Below are 19,400 nucleotides of genomic sequence, written 5' to 3'. Positions count from 1 at the left end.
ATCCCTCGAAAGGTTAGATAAGCAGGATGTCGCCCGCGTGAATGGCACGACTATCCCCATTCGCCAAGCGCAGGATCAACATGCCCTGTCGGTCGATCGTATCGAATGCGCCTTCTACCGTGCTACCGTCAGGCTGGACGACGCGCATCGGCGTGCCGGTGGGATGGGCGTTGAGCAGCCAGTGCGTGCGCACCGGGTCCAGCCCCTGCGCCCGCCAGATCGCAAACCAATGCGCGAACAACGTCGCCAGTCGCTCAAGCAGTGCCTGTGCGTCCGCGCCCGCCGCACCCTGCGCTATTAGGCTCGTCACGGGACGATCTAGCCCCACCGGATGCCCCGTCACATTGATGCCGATACCGATGACGATCGCGTCGCCCGCCCGTTCGAGCAATATGCCCGCGATTTTCGCGCCATCGACCAATATGTCGTTGGGCCATTTGATCCGTGCCTGCCCGCTACATAGCGGCGCGACCAGTGCATAGACGGCATTGGCCGCGACCAGCGCCAGCGTATGCGCCAGCGGATCGGCAGGCCGCAATCGCACCAGTGTGGAGCAATAGAGATTGCCTTCCGGGCTTTCCCAGGCACGGCCCATCCGGCCCCTGCCCCCGGTCTGCCGCCCTGCCCGCAACCATGCGCCTTCCGCTACCCCCTGATCGACCAGTGCCAGCATGTCGGCATTGGTCGATCCGGTTTCCGCAACGAAGCGTATCTCGGTCAGAACAGCGACGCCGCAGCCGCAGCGCTCGCCTGATCCAGCACAGGGTTGAGCAGATAGCCCAGCACGATGACGACGGCGCAGGCCGTCAGCACGACATTCTCGACCGCGCCACCCTTCGCTTCATAGGCGACGACCGGCTCGTCGAAATAGATCGTCTTGATGACCTTGAGATAATAGAAAGCGCCGATCACCGAAGCCGCGATGCCGAACGCTGCCAGCGCGGTCAGCCCCGAAGCCACCGCCGCATCGAACACCAGGAACTTCGCCCAGAAACCGAACAGCGGCGGAATACCAGCCATCGAGAACATGAAGATGGCCAGTGCCGCCGCCAGTCCCTTACGCGACTGCGACAGGCCCGCCAGGCTGGCGATCGTTTCGATCGGCTTGCCGTCCACGTCGCGCATCTGGAGGATGCAGGCGAACGCGCCGATGGTCATGACGACATAGATCGCCATATAGCTCATCGTCGCTGCCGCCCCGGCAGGCGTCCCAGCGGCAAGGCCGATCAGCGCAAAGCCGACATTGTTGATCGACGAATAGGCCATCAGCCGCTTGATGTTGGTCTGGCCGATCGCCGCGACCGCACCGAACAGGATGGACGCGAGCGCGACGAAGATCACGATCTGCTGCCAGTCCAGACCCGCCGGACCCAGCGCCTCGATGGCAACGCGCACGGTCAGGCCGATGGCCGCCACCTTGGGCGCGCTGGCGAAGAAGGTCGTGACGGGCGTCGGCGCGCCTTCATATACGTCGGGCGTCCACATATGGAACGGCACGGCGCTGATCTTGAACGCCAGCCCTGCCAGCACGAACACCAGACCGAACAATTCGCCCTTGCCCACGCCATCGCCCAGCGCAACGGCAATGCCATCGAACGCCGTGCTGCCGGTAAAGCCATAGAGCAGCGAAATGCCGTAGAGCAGGATGCCGCTGGCCAGCGAACCCAGCACGAAATATTTCAGGCCCGCTTCGGACGAGCGCTCATCCTGCCGCATGAAGCTGGCCAGGACGTAGGAGGCCAGGCTGTTCATTTCCAGCCCGATATAGAGCGTCAGCATGTCGCCCGCCGAAACCATCATGCCCATGCCGATTGCCGCGAACAAGATCAGAACCGGATATTCGGGACGCGGCGCGCCATCGGTCGAAAAGAAGCGCGGGGCCAGCAAAATCGCCGCCGCCGCCGCCGTATAGATCAGCGCCTTGGCAAAGACCGAGAAAGCATCGGCGCGGACCAGCCCGTCAAACGCATCGGGACCATGGGCCAGCGAGCAGGACAGGGCAATGCCCGCCACCGCCAGCGTCAGCACCGACAGCCAGTTGACGACGCGCGCCGAGCCATCGCCGCCAAAGGCCGCGACCAGCATCAGCGCAAGGCCGCCTGCCGTCAGGATGAGTTCGGGCAATACTGCCAGAAGGGAAGCGGAGTCGATCATCAGTGCGCCTCCCCGTGCGCGGCAACTTCTTCGTGATGGGCTTCTTCATGCGCTTCACCCGCAGGCTTGGGCGCACCCATCTTGATCTTGGAATCCCCCGCCGGAGCGGCAGGCGCGAGGCGCGCTTCAAGCGCACGAATGTCGGACCGCATCGGTGCCAGGAAACTTTCGGGATAAACGCCCATCCACAGCACGACAGCAGCAATCGGCGCCATCAGCCAGAATTCGCGCAACGACAGGTCCGGCATCGCGGCGGCATCGGCATGGACCTGCGGGCCGTAGCAAATGCGGCGATAGAGGTAGAGCATATAGGCCGCGCCCAGGATGATCCCGGTGGTGCAGACCAAAGCGACCCAGCTAGACGCCTGATACACGCCCATCAGCGCCAGAAATTCACCCACGAAGTTGGACGTGCCGGGCAAGCCGACCGCCGCCATGGTGAAGAACAGGAACAGCACCGCATATTTGGGCATGTTGATGGACAGGCCACCATAGCGCGCAATTTCGCGCGTGTGCAGCCGGTCATACACCACGCCCACGCACAGGAACAAAGCGCCTGCGACCAGGCCGTGGCCCAGCATGACCATCATCGCGCCTTCGATGCCCGCCTGGTTGAAGGCGAACAGGCCGATCGTCACGATCGCCATATGCGCGACCGACGAATAAGCGATCAGCTTCTTCATGTCCGACTGCACCAGCGCGACCAGCGAGGTATAGACCACCGCGACCATCGACAGCCCCCAGACCAGCGGCGCAAGCTGCGCTGAGGCTTCGGGGAACATCGGCAGCGAGAAACGGATGAAGCCATAGCCACCCATTTTCAGCAGCACGCCCGCAAGGATGACCGAACCCGCCGTCGGTGCCTGAACATGCGCGTCGGGCAACCAGGTGTGGACCGGCCACATCGGCATCTTCACCGCAAAGCTGGCGAAGAAGGCCAGGAACAGCCAGGTTTGCGCATGGACCGGAAAATTATAGGCCATCAGCGTGGGAATATCGGTCGTGCCGGCTTCATGCACCATCCACATCATCGCGATCAGCATCAACACCGATCCGAACAATGTGTAGAGGAAGAATTTATAGCTGGCGTAGATCCGGTCCGCGCCGCCCCAGATGCCGATGATCAGATACATCGGAATCAGGCCGGCTTCGAACATGATGTAGAAAAGATAGAGATCCTGCGCGGTAAAGACGCCGATCATCAGCACTTCCATGAACAGGAAGGCCGCCATATATTCGCCGACCCGCTTTTCGATCGCGTTCCAGCTTGCGCCGATGCAGATCGGCATCAGGAACACGGTCAGCGCGATCAGCATCAGCGCGATGCCATCGATGCCCAGCGCCCAGGCGAAGCGCCCGAACACTGGCGCATATTCCTGAAACTGCCACTGCGCGCCGCTGCCCGACTGGTCGAAATTCATCCACAAGGCGATGCCCAGGACAAAATCGACCAGCGTGGCGATCAGCGCGATCCAGCGCGCATTGTTGGCGCCCGCAAACAGACAGGCGATGGCACCCGCCATCGGCACTGCCATCATCAGGGAAAGGATGGGGAAGCCGTCCATTATCGTGTCATCGCCCAGGTTGCGGCAGCGGCGAGGCCAATCAGCATCACCAGCGCGTAGGTGTAGAGGTAGCCGGACTGGAGCCGACGGGTCACTTTATTGCCCTGCACGACCAGCGCAGCCAGACCATTGGGTCCGAACCGGTCGATCAGCCCCACGTCCCCGAACTTCCAGAAGAAGCGGCCGATCGCGAAGGCTGGCTTGACGAACAGCACATTGTACAATTCGTCGAAAAACCATTTGTTGAGCAGGAAGGTGTAGAGCGCGCCGAATGTAGCAACGAAACGTTGCGGCCAGTCGGTGTTCTTGATGTAGCTCAGATAAGCGATCAGCAGCCCGGTCAGCATCACCGTGAACGGCGCGAACTTGACCCATGTCGGCACTTCATGCGCGGCGTGCATCAGATGGCTGTCAAACGACAAGGCACCCTTCCAGAACGCGATCCCGCCCTCTGGCCCAATGAACTGGTCATGGAACAGGAAGCCGGCAAACACCGCGCCCAGGCTCAGCACCACCAGCGGCACCAGCATTACCCATGGGCTTTCATGCGGATGATAGCCACCCGTGCCGTCGGCGCTGTCGTGCGCGTGATGATCGTCATGGCCATGCGCGTCATGAGCGTGCGCAGGGGCCGCGTGATCGTCATGCCCATGGGCATCATGGATCGCGTGCTGAATATGCTCCGACTGGGTCCAGCGCGGCTTGCCGAAGAAGGTCAGGAACACCAGACGCCAGCTATAGAAGCTGGTCAGCAACGCCGCGAACACGCCGACGATGAACGCCCCGGTCCCGGCCCCGCCAGCGGCATAGGCCGCCTCCAGGATACCGTCCTTGGAATAGAAACCGGCAAAACCGATCCCCGCCAGCGGCAGGCCAACGCCCGTAATCGCCAGCGTGCCAAGCGTCATCGTCCAGAAGGTGATGGGGATGCTCTTACGCAACCCGCCATAGTAACGCATATCCTGTTCATGGTGCATCGCATGGATGACCGAACCGGCCCCCAGGAACAGCAGCGCCTTGAAGAAAGCGTGGGTGAACAGGTGGAACATCGCCGCGCCATAGGCGCCGACGCCCGCTGCAAAGAACATATAGCCCAGCTGCGAACAGGTCGAATAGGCAATAACCCGCTTGATGTCGGTCTGCACCGTGCCAACGGTCGCCGCGAACAGACAGGTCGCCGCGCCGACATAGGTCACGACTGTCAGCGCCGTTTGCGACGTTTCAAACATCGGCGACAGACGGCACACCATGAATACGCCCGCCGTCACCATGGTCGCCGCGTGGATCAGCGCCGACACAGGCGTCGGTCCTTCCATCGCGTCCGGCAACCATGTGTGCAGGCCCAACTGCGCCGACTTGCCCATCGCGCCGACAAACAGCAGCAGGCACAGCACCGTCATCGTGTCGAACCGATGGCCCAGGAACCCGATGGTGGAACCGGCCATTGACGGCGCGGCCTCAAGAATTTCGGGAATGGAGATGGTGTTGAACACCAGATAGGTGCCGAAAATCCCCATCATGAAGCCAAGGTCGCCCACGCGATTGATGACGAACGCCTTGATCGCAGCGGCATTGGCAGAGGGTTTGCGGAACCAGAAACCGATGAGCAGGTAAGAGGCCAGCCCCACCCCTTCCCAACCGAAGAACATCTGGAGCAGATTGTTCGCGGTCACGAGCATCAGCATCGCGAAAGTAAACAGCGACAGATAGGCAAAGAAGCGCGGCTGATCCGGCTCCTCGTCCATATAGCCCCAGCTATAGAGGTGAACCAGGCTCGACACGCTGGTGATGACCACCAGCATGACCGCCGTCATCGTGTCCACCCGCAGCGCCCATTGCGCGTCGAAACTGCCCGACTGGATCCAGGTGAACAGCGGCGTGACATGCGCTTCCGCGCTGCCCGTCAGAAAGCTGATGAAGATCGGCCAGCTCAGCGCGCAGGAAATGAACAGCGCGCCAGTGGTGATGATCTTTGCCGGCAGCTTGCCCAGCGCCTTGTTGCCAAGGCCAGCTATGGCGGCTGTAAGCAGCGGAAGAAGAACGATAAGCTGGATCATGAGTTCAGGCTCAGCCCTTCATCCGGTTGACATCGTCGACGGCGATGGTGCCGCGACCACGGAAGTAAATGACGAGGATGGCAAGCCCGATGGCCGCCTCACCCGCCGCGACGGTCAGCACGAACATCGAAAATACCTGGCCCACCAGATCGCCCAGAAAGGCGCTGAAGGCGACAAGGTTGATGTTCACACTGAGCAGGATCAGTTCGATCGCCATCAGGATGATGATCACATTCTTGCGATTGATGAAGATGCCCAGCACCCCCATCACGAACAGGATGGCGCTGACCACCATATAATGTTGAAGGCCGATCACAGCTCCACCCCCTGCCCTGTGGGCTGATTGATATTGCGCACGGCATCCTGCGGACGGCGGCGATTCTGCTTCGCCACATTCTGTCCCTTGGTGCCGCCACGGGTGCGGTGGGTCAGGACGATCGCCCCGATCATCGCAACCAGCAGGACAATGCCCGCCGCTTCGAACAGGAATATGTAGCGGGTGTAGAGCAAAGTCCCGATCGCCTTGATGTTGGAAACATCGGGCGCGTTCGGTGCCGCGCGCTGCGCCAGTTCGATCGGCCCTGCACTCCACAAACCGATGCCCAGCACGATTTCGGCCAGCAGCACCAGCGCGATCAGCAGCCCGAACGGCAGATAGCTGACGAAACCGGCGCGCAATTCGGCAAAGTCGATGTCCAGCATCATGACCACGAACAGGAACAGCACCGCGACTGCCCCCACATAAACGATGACGAGCAGCATCGCGATAAACTCTGCCCCAAGCAGGACCATCAGGCCCGCCGCGTTGAAGAAGGCGAGGATCAGCCACAGCACAGAATGAACGGGATTGCGCGACAAGATGGTGAGCGCGCCGCTACACACCACCAATATGGCGAACAGGTAAAAGGCTAAGACGTGGATCATCTCAGAAAACCAACCTCTGTGCGTGTCTCACGAACCTGTCCCGTTCGTTTCGAGCGCAGTCGAGAAACGCTGCGCATGGTTCCGGTTTCTCGACTGCGCTCGAAACGAACGAAGCCGGGTTTGATGTCGAATGCGCGCGCATTACCGATAAGGCGCATCGGCGGCAAGGTTCGCGGCAATCGCGCGTTCCCACTTGTCGCCATTTTCAAGGAGCTTGGCCTTGTCATAGATCAGCTCCTCACGGGTTTCGGTCGCGAACTCGAAATTCGGCCCTTCCACAACGGCGTCCACCGGGCAGGCTTCCTGACAGAAACCGCAATAGATGCACTTGGTCATGTCGATGTCGTAGCGCGTGGTGCGGCGGCTGCCATCCTCGCGCGGCTGCGCCTCGATGGTGATCGCCTGCGCCGGGCACACCGCCTCGCACAGCTTGCACGCGATGCAGCGTTCTTCCCCATTGGGGTAGCGACGCAGCGCATGTTCGCCGCGGAAACGGGGCGAGATCGGGTTCTTCTCATAGGGGTAATTGATCGTCGCCTTAGGCTTGAAAAAATATTTCAAGGTCAACCAGTGCGCCTTCACAAACTCCCAGAGGGTGAACGACTTGATATAGTAACCGACACTCATTGTCTTGTAGCCTCTTCCGTCTCCGCCGCATCGAGCGGGGTCTGGGGCGTTTTCTTCACATCGCAAAAACCGAGAAGATCGACATCCGGGTTCGACCATTTCCGGCGTAACAAGATCGCATATTTATCATCGCGGCCAGTGCCGAATGTCTGCATTTGCACCGTCTGGCCGGGCCGCTTGAACGCCTTCACGTCGCCAGGCCAAGTTTCACGGGGACCGATCTGAAACTCGAAGCCATCGAAAACGCCAGCCGTATCACGCAATATGGTATGCTTTACATCCGTACGCGCCCGGTGAGTTGATCCATTTCGAGGAACATCATAACCGCGCCCGCCAGTCTGGCGGATCCTAAGGTCATGAGCGCGCCCATCTGGATCGGCGATCTTGCAGGTCGCTTCCACGATCGGCATCGTCAGTTGTTTGGCCGAAAGCGGCGGTGCAGGCGCAGCCACAGGAACGGCAGCCTGAAGAAGTAGAGCAGTCGCCATCATCCCCCATACCTCGTCAGCATGAGGAAGCCCGACACCAGAAAGACGAAGAAGAGCGAGGTCGGCAGGAAGATTTTCCAGCCCAGCCGCATCAACTGGTCATAACGGTAACGAGGCACCGTCGCCTTTACCCAGGAAAAGACGAAGAAGAAGAACAGGATCTTGGCGAACAGCCACAATATGCCCGGCACATAATAAAGCGGCGCCCAGTCGACCGGGGGCAGATAGCCACCCCAGAACAGGATCGCGTTCAATGCGCACATCAGGATGACGTTGGCATATTCGCCGAGCCAGTAGAGCGCGAAGGCCATCGACGAATATTCGGTCTGATAACCCGCGACCAGCTCGCTTTCCGCTTCAGTCAGGTCGAACGGCGCACGCGCGGTTTCGGCCATGGCGGAAATCAGGAACATGATCGCCATCGGGAACAGCAACGGGTTGAAGCCATTGCCGTTCAGGAAGCCATAATAGCCCTTCTGGCTTTCCACGATCGCGGTCAGGTTGAAACTGCCCGCCCACAAAACCACGCAGATCAAAATGAAGCCGATCGAGACTTCATAACTGATCATCTGCGCGCTGGCGCGGATCGCGGAATAGAAAGGATATTTGGAGTTGGAGGCCCAGCCCGCCAGCACGATGCCATACACACCCAGCGAAGAAATTGCGAGAATGTAGAGCAAGCCGACATTGATGTCCGCCAGCACCACGCCGATCTGGAACGGGATCACCGCCCATGCCATCAAAGCGACCGTGAAGGTGATGATCGGCGCGATCAGGAACAGCGCCTTGTTCGACGCCGACGGGACGATGGTTTCCTGAAGGAACACCTTGAGGCCGTCCGCAAAGGACTGAAGCAGGCCGAACGGGCCGACCACGTTGGGACCACGGCGCAGCGCCATCGCCGCCCATATCTTGCGATCGGCATAGATGATCATCGCGACGGCCAGCATCACCGGCAGCGCGATCAGCAATATGCCGATGACTGTGGACAACAGCCACGCGCCTTCGAACGGCATTCCGAAATTCTGGAAGAAAGCGGTCACTCTGCGGCCTCCGCAAATTCAACCCCGTGGACCAGTTCCGCCGAACATTGCTGCATCGTCGGGCTGGCGCGGCAAATGGCGTTGGTCAGGTAGAAATCCTTGATCGGCGACCCCAGTTCGCCGCTCGCGCCGGTGGGCAGGGACGGGACGGACCAGCCATAATCGGCAATCCCCTCGACGCCCAGCGCCGGCACCGTCGCCACCATCGCGGCACGCAGCGCATCAAAACTGTCGAACGCCAACTTCGCGCCCATCACTTCGGACAAGGCACGCAGGATCGACCAGTCCTCGCGGGCATCGCCCGGCGCGAACACAGCCTTTTCACCAAACTGCACCCGGCCTTCCAGATTGACGTAAGTGCCAGCCTTTTCGGCATAGCTTGCGCCCGGCAGGATCACGTCGGCGCTGTGCGCACCCTTGTCGCCATGATGGCCGACATAGACTTTGAAGCTGTCGGCGAACGAGGCATAATCCACCTCGTCCGCGCCCAGCGCGAACAGCAGCTTGGGCTTGGCCGCCGCAATCGCCTTGATCCCGCCCGCCGTCGCATAGCCGAGCATCAGCCCGCCCATCCGCGCCGCCGCGAAATGCAGCACATTATAGCCGTTCCACTGGTCCTTGATCAGGCCCAGCGTCTCGACCAGCGCCAGCGTATCGCCATGCGCGCCATCCTTGGCCAGCACGCCGCCACCCACGATCATCGCGGGCCGCGCAGCCTTGCCGAATGCCTCGACCACCGCTTGCGGCAGCTTGGCCAGCAGCGCCGCATCATTGCCCAGCCACTCGACCTTGTAGGTCAGGTCGAACTCAGGCCCGATGCCAAAGACCTTCGCGCCCTTCTTGATCGCCTTGCGGATCCGCGTGTTTACCAGCGGCGCTTCCCAGCGCAAATTGGTCCCGACCAGCAGGATGACGTCCGCGTTTTCGATTTCCGCCAGCGGCGTGTTGAACACGACCGAGGACAGGCTCGACACGTCATAGGCAAGGCCCGTCTGACGCCCTTCGAGCATCGTGCCGCCCAGCGCCTCGACCAGTGCCTTACCCGCAAACATCGTCTCGCAATCGAGCAGGTCACCGGCAATCGCCGCCACGCTGCCGCCATGCGGCACCGCCGCGATCGCCGCAAAAGCCTCCGCCCAAGTCGCAGGAACCAGCTTGCCGTCCTTGCGGACATAGGGCTTGTCGAGCCGCTTGCGCACCAGACCATCGACATTGTGCCGGGTCTTGTCCGACGCCCATTCCTCGTTCACATCATCATTGATGCGCGGCACCGCGCGCAGCACCTGACGCCCCCGGCTGTCGAGCCGGATGTTGGTGCCAAGCGCATCCATCACGTCGATCGCATGGGTCTTTTTCAACTCCCACGGACGCGCCTCGAAAGCATAGGGCTTGGCCGTCAGCGCGCCGACCGGGCAAAGGTCCACCACATTGCCCGACAATTCGCTCTTGGCGGCATGTTCGAGATAGGTGGTGATCTGCATATTTTCGCCGCGACCGATCGCCCCGATTTCCGGCACGCCCGCCACTTCCTCGGCAAAGCGCACGCAACGGGTGCATTGAATGCAGCGGGTCATGACCGTCTTGACGATCGGACCCATATTCTTCTCGGTGACCGCGCGCTTATTCTCGTCATAGCGCGACGATCCCCGGCCATAGGCGACCGACTGGTCCTGCAAATCGCATTCGCCACCCTGGTCGCAAATCGGGCAATCGAGCGGATGGTTGATGAGGAGGAACTCCATCACCCCTTCGCGCGCCTTCTTGACCATTTCGCTGTCGGTGCGAATGTCCTGCCCCTCGGCAGCGGGCAGCGCGCACGACGCCTGCGGCTTGGGCGGTCCAGGCTTCACTTCGACCAAGCACATGCGGCAATTGCCCGCAATGGACAGCCGTTCGTGATAGCAGAAACGCGGAATTTCCTTCCCCGCCATCTCGCACGCTTGCAGAACCGTCGCGCCCGCAGGGACTTCCAGTTCTACGCCATCTACTTTGACTTTAGGCATGATTACTCCGCCGCCTCCATCACAGGCGCGCCGCGCTCGTTGATGCGGCGTTCGATTTCCGGGCGGAAATGCTTGATCAGCCCCTGGATCGGCCATGCCGCCGCGTCGCCCAGCGCGCAGATGGTGTGGCCTTCGACCTGCTTGGTCACCTGATGCAGCATGTCGATTTCGCCGATTTCGGCCTCGCCGGTGCGCAACCGTTCCATCACCCGCCACATCCAACCAGTGCCTTCGCGGCACGGCGTGCATTGGCCGCAGCTTTCATGCTTGTAGAAATAGGACAGCCGCGAAATGGCGCGGACGATGTCGGTGGACTTGTCCATCACGATGACAGCAGCAGTGCCAAGGCCCGAACCCAGCGCCTTCAACCCGTCGAAATCCATCGGCGCGTCCATGATTTCGCGCGCGGGAACCAAAGGCACCGACGAGCCGCCGGGGATCACCGCCAGCAGATTGTCCCACCCACCACGAATGCCGCCGCAATGGCGGTCGATCAGTTCGCGGAACGGGATCGACATCGACTCCTCGACCACGCACGGCTTGTTCACATGGCCGCTGATCTGGAACAGCTTGGTGCCGCGATTGCCTTCGCGCCCGAAGCTGTTGAACCAGGCTGCGCCGCGCCGCAGGATCGTCGGGCTGACCGCGATCGATTCCACATTGTTCACCGTGGTCGGGCAACCATAAAGGCCCGCGCCTGCCGGGAAAGGCGGCTTCAACCGGGGCTGGCCCTTCTTGCCCTCGATGCTTTCGATCTGCGCGGTTTCCTCGCCGCAGATATAGGCGCCCGCGCCGCGATGCACGAACACATCGAAATCATAGCCCGACCCGCAGGCATTCTTGCCGATAAAGCCCTTGGCATAGGCCTGCTCGACCGCCGCCGACAATATCTTGGCTTCGAATATGAACTCGCCGCGAATATAGATGTACGCGGCGCGCGCCCGCATCGCAAAGCCCGCGACCAGCGCGCCTTCGATCAGCTTGTGCGGATCATGCCGCACGATCTCACGATCCTTGCAACTGCCCGGTTCGGATTCGTCGGCGTTGATGACCAGGAAGCTGGGACGACCATCCTTGCTTTCCTTGGGCATGAAGCTCCACTTCAAGCCAGTCGGGAAGCCCGCGCCGCCACGGCCGCGCAGGTTCGACGCCTTGATGATGTCGATGATCGCGTCCTGGCCCAGCGCCAGCAGCGCCTTGGTATTGTCCCAGTCGCCGCGCTTCATCGCCGCGTCGATGCCCCAGTCCTGAAAGCCATGGACGTTGGTGAAGATGCGGTCCTTGTCGGACAACGGCCCGACGAACGGGGCCGGTGCAGTTACGGGTGCGTCGGTCATGCCCGCGCTCCTTCATTCCATTGGCCCCGGTAATCGTGATTTTCGCTGACCATCTCTTTCAGCGTCGTCGGCCCACCTTCCGGTGCGCTCGTCTGGCGCTCGATCTGCGGTCCGATCTTGGGCTGGCCACCGGCAGCGAGCGTCTCAAGGACGGCGCTCATGCTGTCATAGGTCAGGTCTTCGAAATTATCGTCGTTGATCTGCACCATCGGCGCATTGGCGCACGCGCCCAGACATTCGACTTCGGTCAGCGTGAACAGGCCGTCGGGCGTCGTCGCGCCCTTCACCAGACCCTTGTTCTTGCACGCCGCGAACACATCGTCCGACCCGCGCAACATGCACGGCGTCGTGCCGCACACCTGCACATGGTAACGGCCGACCGGCGCGAGGTTATACATGGTGTAGAAGGTCGCGACCTCATACACCCGCATGTACGGCATATCGAGCTGGTCGCCGATATATTCCATCACCGGCACGGGCAGCCAGCCTTGCGTCTGCGTCTCCGCCCCCACCTGCCGCTGGGCCAGGTCGAGCAGCGGCATGACCGCCGACTGCTGGCGACCGGCGGGGTAGCGGGCGATGATGGTCTTCACCTGTTCGGCATTGTCCGCCGTCCACGTAAAAGCGCCCCAGCGCGCGCGGGTTTCGGCTTCATCGGGGATATGCACTGCGTCAGCCATTAATTCACCGTCATCCCAGCAAAAGCTGGGATCTCGCTGCCTTGTGGAGCAGCATCAAAGAAAACAGGGATCCCAGCCTGCGCTGGGATGACAAGAGTAGAATGGCTCAACGGTCACACTCCCCGAACACGATGTCCATCGAGCCAAGCACCGCCGTGACGTCGGCCAGCATATGACCCTTCATCATGAAGTCCATCGCCTGAAGGTGCGAGAATGCCGTGGGCCGAATCTTGCAGCGATAGGGCTTGTTCGTCCCGTCCGCGACCAGATAGACGCCGAACTCGCCCTTGGGGCTTTCGGTCGCGACATAGACTTCGCCCGCCGGAACGTGGAAGCCCTCGGTATAGAGTTTGAAGTGATGGATCAGCGCTTCCATCGACCGCTTCATCTCGCCACGCTTGGGCGGCGACACTTTGCGGTCGAAGCTGGCGATCGCCCCTTCGGGCATCTCGTTCAGGCACTGTTTCATGATCCGCACCGACTGGCGGACCTCCTCCACGCGCACCATGAAGCGATCATAGCAGTCATATTGCGTGCCGACCGGAACGTCGAAGTCCATCCGGTCATAGACATCATAAGGCTGCGCCTTGCGAATGTCCCACGCAATGCCGGAGCCGCGCAGCATCGGGCCGGAAAAGCCCCATTTCAGCGCATCCTCTTTGCTCACGATCGCAATATCGACATTGCGCTGCTTGAAGATGCGGTTGTCCGCAACCAGCGAAATCGCGTCCTCGAACAGGCGCGGCAAACGCCCGTCCAGCCAGTCGGCAATGTCGGTCAGCAGCTTGAGCGGCACGTCCTGATGCACGCCACCGGGACGGAAGTAAGCGCTGTGCATCCGCGCGCCCGACGCGCGCTCGAAAAAGTTGAGGCAATCCTCGCGAATCTCGAACAGCCACAGGTTGGGCGTCATCGCGCCCACGTCCATGACGTGCGAGCCCAGGTTGAGCATATGGTTGCAGATGCGCGTCAGTTCCGCGAAGAACACGCGCAGATATTGCGCGCGCAGCGGCACTTCCAGGTTCAGCAGTTTCTCGATGCCCAGCACATAGCTATGCTCCATGCCCAGCGGCGAGCAATAATCGAGCCGGTCGAAATAGGGCAATGCCTGCAAATAGGTCTTATATTCAATCAGCTTTTCGGTGCCGCGATGCAGCAGCCCCACATGCGGGTCGCACCGTTCGACGATTTCGCCGTCCAGTTCCATGACCAGACGCAATACGCCATGCGCGGCAGGATGCTGCGGGCCGAAGTTGATCGTGTAATTCTGGATTTCCGTGTCGCCATAGGTCGGATCGGCGGCGTCGGTGCGGTGGTCCAGTTCTGCGAGATAATCGGCCATTACGCCTTGTCCTCCGGCTTGGCTACGCCCTCACCCTCGTCGGTCGCCGACGCAGGCTTGGCCGGCGCATCGGCGGACTTGACCTCCGCCGCCTTGTTCGCCGCTTCGCCAGCGCCCGTGTCGGCCTTCTTCTCGGTCGTCTTGGGCGTGGACGCTGCCGGGGCAGCGGGCGCGGGCGTCGGCGCACCGGGCGCTTCGCCCTTGGCCTTCTCGTCACCCGGCAAGATATATTCCGCGCCTTCCCATGGCGACATGAAATCGAAGCTGCGGAAATCCTGAGCCAGCTTCACCGGCTCATACACCACGCGCTTGTCATCTTCGGAATAGCGCAACTCGACATAGCCGGTCAGCGGGAAGTCCTTGCGCTGCGGATGCCCCTTGAAGCCATAATCGGTCAAGATGCGGCGCAGGTCGCTATTACCCTCGAACACCACGCCATACATGTCGAACACTTCGCGCTCCAGCCAGCCCGCGACGGGCCAGATGTGCGTGACGCTTGGCACCGGCATATCCTCGTCGGTGGACACATGCACGCGCAGGCGATGGTTCTTCGTGACGGACAACAGGCAATAGACGACTTCGAACCGTTCGGGGCGATCAGGATAATCGACCCCCGCGATTTCCATCAACTGCTGATACTCCTGCCCGCGCAGCTGCTCCATAACCTGGGCCAGCGCGTCGCGGCGGACATGCAGCGCCACTTCCTCGTTCGCGAAAGTCAGCGCGATCAGGCTATCGCCCAGCAATGCCGTCAGCCTATCCGCAACCGAATCCGGCGTCACGATCTTGGGCGCAGAGTTGACCACGACGCTCACCGTTCAATCGTCCCGATCCGGCGGATTTTCCGCTGCAACTGCATCACGCCATAAAGCAGCGCTTCGGCAGTCGGCGGGCAACCCGGAACATAAATATCGACCGGCACGATCCGGTCACAACCGCGCACCACGGAATAGCTATAATGATAATAGCCCCCGCCATTCGCGCACGACCCCATGGAAATCACATATTTGGGTTCCGACATCTGGTCGTAAACCTTGCGCAGTGCCGGGGCCATCTTGTTGCACAGCGTGCCGGCCACGATCATCACGTCGCTCTGGCGCGGGGACGCGCGCGGCGCAGCGCCGAAACGCTCCATGTCGTAACGCGGCATGTTGACGTGGATCATCTCGACCGCGCAGCACGCCAGGCCGAACGTCATCCACCACAACGAACCCGTCCGCGCCCATGTGAACAGATCCTCGGTCGAGGTGACAAGGAAGCCCTTGTCGCTGACTTCGCTGTTCAGCGCGTTGAAGAAATCCTGGTCGGGCTGGGTGCCAACGGGCGGCAAGGTGCCGGGCGCCGGGCTGGTAAGTTCTACTCCCAATCGAGCGCTCCCTTCTTCCACGCATAGACGAGGCCGAGTACCAGCTCCGCTATGAAAATCATCATCGTCGCCCAACCGGCCCAACCGATCTGGTCCAGGCTCACGGCCCAGGGAAACAGGAACGCCGCTTCCAGATCGAAAATGATGAACAGGATCGCGACCAGATAGAATCGCACGTCGAACTGGCTGCGCGGTTCCTCGAATGCGGGGAAACCGCACTCATATTCGGACAGCTTGGCCGGGTCGGGCTTGTGCGCGCCGGTCAGGCGGCCGACCAGCATCGGCAGGAACACAAAGGTTGCCGACAGCAGCAAGGCGATCCCCAAAAAGATCAGGATCGGCAAATATTGGGCAAGATCGACCAATGGTATCCCCTGGGCGAAAAGGTTGTTGGGGGCGCTTTAGGCCTGCTGCATATGCGAAGCAAGGGGCCAAGCCGCTGAGAATGAATCGCAAAAAGGCCAAGCGCTTGAAGCGCTTGGCCAAGATGCACCTTAGCGCAGGGCGCCCGCGACGAGTTTGTGCAATTTGCTGTGGATTGCGTCATTCCCGGCAATCACTTCCTTGCGGTCGATCATCAGGTCGCCGCCCCGGAAATCGCTGACGAAACCGCCCGCTTCGCGCACCATCAACAGGCCCGCCGCCACGTCCCAGGGCTGCAAACCGCTTTCCCAGAAGCCGTCATAACGCCCCGACGCCACATGGGCGAGGTCGAGCGAGGCGGCCCCAAAGCGGCGAATTCCCGCGATCGACGGTGCCACCGCGCCGAAGATGCGCGTCCATTGCGCAAAATCGCCATGGCCCATGAACGGAATGCCGGTCGCAATCACGCAATCGGCCAGGTCGCGCCGCGCCGACACGCGCAACCGCTGGTCATGCCGCCACGCACCGCGATTCTTTTCCGCCCAATAGCTTTCGTCGGTGAACGGCTGATAAATCAGGCCCGTCGTCACTTCGCGCTTGCCGCCGAACAGCGGTTCTTCCACCGCGATCGAGATGGCGAAATGCGGAATGCCGTGCAGGAAGTTGGTGGTGCCGTCGAGCGGATCGATGATCCAGCGCGGCTTGGACGGATCGCCCTCGATCACGCCGCCTTCTTCCAGCAGAAAGCCCCAGTCGGGCCGCGCCTTCTGCAATTCCTCGACCAGCGTCTTTTCTGCCTGATGATCGGCCTTGGACACGAAATCCGCCGGTCCCTTGCGCGAAACCTGCAAATGTTCGACTTCGCCAAAGTCCCGCCGCAATTTGCCACCCGCCTTGCGCGCGGCGCGTTCCATGACGGTAAGAAGGCCAGAATGGGATGCCATGTTCAAAATCTCCCCCCTCCCTTTTTCAGGGAGGGGCCGGGGGTGGGTGCGATTGCGCAGCAATCGCCTGCAACGCATCGGGATGGGGTGCCGGCTCGCTTCGCTCGCACCCACCCCTTCCTCCTCCCTGAAAAAGGGAGGGGCTTATAGTGGGTCGGCTTTAATCCGCGCGCTTCACATATTCGCGGGCATAGACATCGACGACGATGCGCGTGCCGCTGACGATGTGCGGCGGCACCATGACGCGCACGCCATTGTCCAGAATCGCGGGCTTGTAGCTGGCAGAGGCGGTCTGCCCCTTCACCACGGCGTCGGCTTCCACCACGGTCGCTTCGATTGTGTCGGGCAACTGCACCGAAATCGGCCGTTCGTCATACATTTCCAGCGTCACGGCCATGCCGTCCTGCAAGAAATCGGCCGCTTCGCCCAGCAACTCGGTCGCCAGGTTGATCTGCTCGTAAGTCTCATTGTCCATGAAAACGAGCATGTCGCCTTCGGCATAGAGATATTGAAAATCCTTGGTGTCCAAACGGATACGCTCGACGCTTTCGGCGGAGCGGAAACGGACGTTGTTCTTGCGACCGTCGATCAGGTTCTTCAGCTCCACCTGCATATAGGCGCCGCCCTTGCCGGGCTGGGTGTGCTGAATCTTGACGGCGCGCCACAGGCCACCTTCATATTCGATATTGTTGCCGGGACGAATGTCCACGCCGCTGATCTTCATGGGAAGGCCTGCCTGTATGTCTGTGGTGAAAAGAGCCGCGCCTTTTATGCAAAAGGCTGGCGCGCCCCTTACAGCGGGAAGGCAGGAAGGGCAAGGGGCCGCTCAGTTGGCCGCGCGCAACAAGGGATAGGGATTGACCGCCCGCCCGCCATGCCATGACTCGCCCGGCTGCATCGCATGGACGGCAAAATGCAGGTGCGGCGCGGCAGGATCGGCATTGCCGGTGCTGCCCACGCTCGCCAGCCGCTGCCCGCGCCGCACCCCCTGCCCCTCGCGCAAACCATCCGCATAGCGATCCAGATGCGCGTAATAATAGACCGTCCGCCCGTCCCGCGACCGCAGATAGAGCGTCCGCCCGCCGTCATGGCTCCAGAAAATCTTGTTGATCCGCCCATCCGCTACGGCCAGCACCGCCCGGCCCCGCGCCGCCATGATGTCGATCGCGTCATGCCGCCTCGCGCCTGCTGCCCGCCCCTGCGCGAACGTATCGACCAATGCGGACACCGGCACCCCCTCCACCGGGATCAGCAACGCGCCATCATCGACCGGCACCGGCGGCGAAACAGCTTCCTCCCCCGGCACGATCCGCACGCAAAAATGCGCAAACGCGACGCACAACAGCGCAGCGATCGCCACCCCGCCCCAGCCGCGCGCGCCCATCCTCATGCCTGAAACTTGGCCTTCACCCCGCTCTTGACCATCTGCGCCAGTCGCGCGGCATCCCAATTGGTCAGGCGGATGCAGCCATGGCTTTCCGTCCGGCCAATCGTCTGCGGTTCCGGCGTGCCATGGATGCCATAATGATCCTTGGACAGGTCGATCCACACGACGCCGACCGGCCCGTTGGGACCGGGTTTCAACACCGCCTTCTCATCCTTGGCCGAAGCATCCCAGAACAGGTCCGGGTTATAATGGAAATCGGGATTGCGGCTCACCCCCTTGATCGTCCATTCGCCCAGCGGCAACGGATCATATTGCGATCCCATGGTGGCGGGGAATTGCGCGATCAGGCGATTATCCTTGTCATAGGCTTTGAGCAGCCCTTCGGACTTGTCGACCACGATATGGTCGGCCTGCGGCTGCTCCTTCGCCACCGCCAGGCTGGCCAGCGTCGCCGCCCATCCCCGTTCGTCGCCCTCGATTTTGGCAAGCGGCTGGTTGGCAATCGCCGGCACCCGGATCACCGCGCCCGCCCCCGCCTTCGTCCCCGGCGGGTTCAGCGCCACCAGAACCTGCGGCGTGGTATGAAACCGCTCGGCCAGTTTTTCCAGCAGATTGCGGTATGTCAGCGCAGGCAGGCTGGCCTGCGCGTTCAGCCCCTTGGGCAGATCGAAAAACGGCCCGCGCGCAAAATCATCGGGTATCTTCACCAGCCATGTCGCGGGCGGCGGCGCATCGCCCAGCAAAGCCTTGGCCGTCGCTTCATCATAAACGCCGCTCTCGCCCAACCCGCGTGCCTGCTGAAACCCCTTTATCGCGGCGGTGAAGGACATGCCTTCCTTCCCGTCCAGCACGCCGGGCGAAAAGCCCGCCCGGTCCAGCGCCACCTGCGCCTGCAACAGCGAATCGACCCGCGCGGGCGCACCTGCCGGCTCAGGCTGAATCGCAAAGCCATAAGGGTCGGCCGCCACCTGCGGCGCAGCGACATTCTGCCCCTGCCCCACAGGCTGGCTTTCATTCGCGTCGGTCACCGACACGTTGCAGGCGGAACAGAATAGGGCGATCAGCAGCACGGATTGTTTCAAGGCACGCTCTCCATAATATGAAAAGCGTAACGCCCCGA

General features: G+C 61.6%; 20 protein-coding genes. All 20 read right to left on the bottom strand.

Going from position 1 to position 19,400, the window contains the following annotated elements; translation table 11 throughout:
- Positions 1-13: 13 nt before the first annotated feature.
- A complete protein-coding gene (locus tag SPBM01_RS03520; protein WP_188064029.1) occupies positions 14-673 on the bottom strand; it encodes a biotin--[acetyl-CoA-carboxylase] ligase in 660 nt (219 codons plus the stop codon).
- A gap of 44 nt (positions 674-717) precedes the next feature.
- On the bottom strand, positions 718-2,154 hold the full coding sequence (gene nuoN / locus SPBM01_RS03515; protein ID WP_188064028.1) for an NADH-quinone oxidoreductase subunit NuoN: 1,437 nt from the start codon (positions 2,152-2,154) through the stop codon (positions 718-720).
- The gene (locus SPBM01_RS03510) at positions 2,154-3,719 is read right to left on the bottom strand and encodes an NADH-quinone oxidoreductase subunit M (RefSeq protein ID WP_188064027.1); all 1,566 of its coding nucleotides are present in this window, start codon (positions 3,717-3,719) and stop codon (positions 2,154-2,156) included. Before SPBM01_RS03510 ends, nuoN begins: the two co-directional genes overlap by 1 nt.
- Positions 3,719-5,776 (bottom strand): NADH-quinone oxidoreductase subunit L, encoded by a 2,058-nt coding sequence (nuoL, locus tag SPBM01_RS03505; protein WP_188064026.1) that lies wholly within the window; start codon positions 5,774-5,776, stop codon positions 3,719-3,721. The genes SPBM01_RS03510 and nuoL overlap by 1 nt, the downstream gene beginning before the upstream one ends.
- A 10-nt stretch (positions 5,777-5,786) precedes the next feature.
- Positions 5,787-6,071: an NADH-quinone oxidoreductase subunit NuoK gene (nuoK, locus tag SPBM01_RS03500; RefSeq protein ID WP_019053664.1), complete on the bottom strand. Its 285-nt coding sequence runs from the start codon at positions 6,069-6,071 to the stop codon at positions 5,787-5,789.
- Between the two features lie 17 nt (positions 6,072-6,088).
- Positions 6,089-6,700 (bottom strand): NADH-quinone oxidoreductase subunit J, encoded by a 612-nt coding sequence (locus tag SPBM01_RS03495; RefSeq protein ID WP_188064025.1) that lies wholly within the window; start codon positions 6,698-6,700, stop codon positions 6,089-6,091.
- A 141-nt stretch (positions 6,701-6,841) separates the two neighbouring features.
- On the bottom strand, positions 6,842-7,327 hold the full coding sequence (gene nuoI / locus SPBM01_RS03490) for an NADH-quinone oxidoreductase subunit NuoI (RefSeq protein WP_188064024.1): 486 nt from the start codon (positions 7,325-7,327) through the stop codon (positions 6,842-6,844).
- A complete protein-coding gene (locus tag SPBM01_RS03485; RefSeq protein WP_188064023.1) occupies positions 7,324-7,818 on the bottom strand; it encodes a hypothetical protein in 495 nt (164 codons plus the stop codon). The genes nuoI and SPBM01_RS03485 overlap by 4 nt, the downstream gene beginning before the upstream one ends.
- Positions 7,815-8,858, bottom strand: coding sequence for an NADH-quinone oxidoreductase subunit NuoH (nuoH, locus tag SPBM01_RS03480; protein WP_188064022.1), 1,044 nt, complete (start codon positions 8,856-8,858; stop codon positions 7,815-7,817). Before nuoH ends, SPBM01_RS03485 begins: the two co-directional genes overlap by 4 nt.
- A complete protein-coding gene (gene nuoG / locus SPBM01_RS03475; RefSeq protein WP_188064021.1) occupies positions 8,855-10,861 on the bottom strand; it encodes an NADH-quinone oxidoreductase subunit NuoG in 2,007 nt (668 codons plus the stop codon). The genes nuoH and nuoG overlap by 4 nt, the downstream gene beginning before the upstream one ends.
- Positions 10,862-10,863: 2 nt before the next feature.
- The gene (gene nuoF, locus SPBM01_RS03470; protein WP_188064020.1) at positions 10,864-12,198 is read right to left on the bottom strand and encodes an NADH-quinone oxidoreductase subunit NuoF; all 1,335 of its coding nucleotides are present in this window, start codon (positions 12,196-12,198) and stop codon (positions 10,864-10,866) included.
- On the bottom strand, positions 12,195-12,878 hold the full coding sequence (locus SPBM01_RS03465; protein ID WP_188064019.1) for a complex I 24 kDa subunit family protein: 684 nt from the start codon (positions 12,876-12,878) through the stop codon (positions 12,195-12,197). The genes nuoF and SPBM01_RS03465 overlap by 4 nt, the downstream gene beginning before the upstream one ends.
- Positions 12,879-12,984: 106 nt before the next feature.
- Positions 12,985-14,220 (bottom strand): NADH-quinone oxidoreductase subunit D, encoded by a 1,236-nt coding sequence (locus SPBM01_RS03460; RefSeq protein ID WP_188064018.1) that lies wholly within the window; start codon positions 14,218-14,220, stop codon positions 12,985-12,987.
- On the bottom strand, positions 14,220-15,026 hold the full coding sequence (locus SPBM01_RS03455) for an NADH-quinone oxidoreductase subunit C (protein ID WP_188065541.1): 807 nt from the start codon (positions 15,024-15,026) through the stop codon (positions 14,220-14,222). Before SPBM01_RS03455 ends, SPBM01_RS03460 begins: the two co-directional genes overlap by 1 nt.
- A 5-nt stretch (positions 15,027-15,031) precedes the next feature.
- On the bottom strand, positions 15,032-15,586 hold the full coding sequence (locus SPBM01_RS03450) for a NuoB/complex I 20 kDa subunit family protein (protein WP_188064017.1): 555 nt from the start codon (positions 15,584-15,586) through the stop codon (positions 15,032-15,034).
- Complete coding sequence (locus SPBM01_RS03445) at positions 15,577-15,951, bottom strand: NADH-quinone oxidoreductase subunit A (RefSeq protein ID WP_188064016.1); 375 nt, start codon at positions 15,949-15,951, stop codon at positions 15,577-15,579. Before SPBM01_RS03445 ends, SPBM01_RS03450 begins: the two co-directional genes overlap by 10 nt.
- Positions 15,952-16,080: 129 nt before the next feature.
- On the bottom strand, positions 16,081-16,893 hold the full coding sequence (locus SPBM01_RS03440; protein WP_188064015.1) for an inositol monophosphatase family protein: 813 nt from the start codon (positions 16,891-16,893) through the stop codon (positions 16,081-16,083).
- Between the two features lie 160 nt (positions 16,894-17,053).
- The gene (gene efp / locus SPBM01_RS03435; RefSeq protein WP_188064014.1) at positions 17,054-17,617 is read right to left on the bottom strand and encodes an elongation factor P; all 564 of its coding nucleotides are present in this window, start codon (positions 17,615-17,617) and stop codon (positions 17,054-17,056) included.
- Between the two features lie 102 nt (positions 17,618-17,719).
- Complete coding sequence (locus SPBM01_RS03430) at positions 17,720-18,277, bottom strand: M23 family metallopeptidase (protein ID WP_188065540.1); 558 nt, start codon at positions 18,275-18,277, stop codon at positions 17,720-17,722.
- Positions 18,278-18,279: 2 nt separating this feature from the next.
- Positions 18,280-19,362: a L,D-transpeptidase gene (locus tag SPBM01_RS03425; RefSeq protein WP_188064013.1), complete on the bottom strand. Its 1,083-nt coding sequence runs from the start codon at positions 19,360-19,362 to the stop codon at positions 18,280-18,282.
- Positions 19,363-19,400 lie beyond the last annotated feature (38 nt).

This window comes from Sphingobium sp. KCTC 72723, assembly GCF_014280435.1.
Classification (GTDB): domain Bacteria; phylum Pseudomonadota; class Alphaproteobacteria; order Sphingomonadales; family Sphingomonadaceae; genus Sphingobium.
This window is presented reverse-complemented; position numbering and strand designations above follow the sequence as displayed.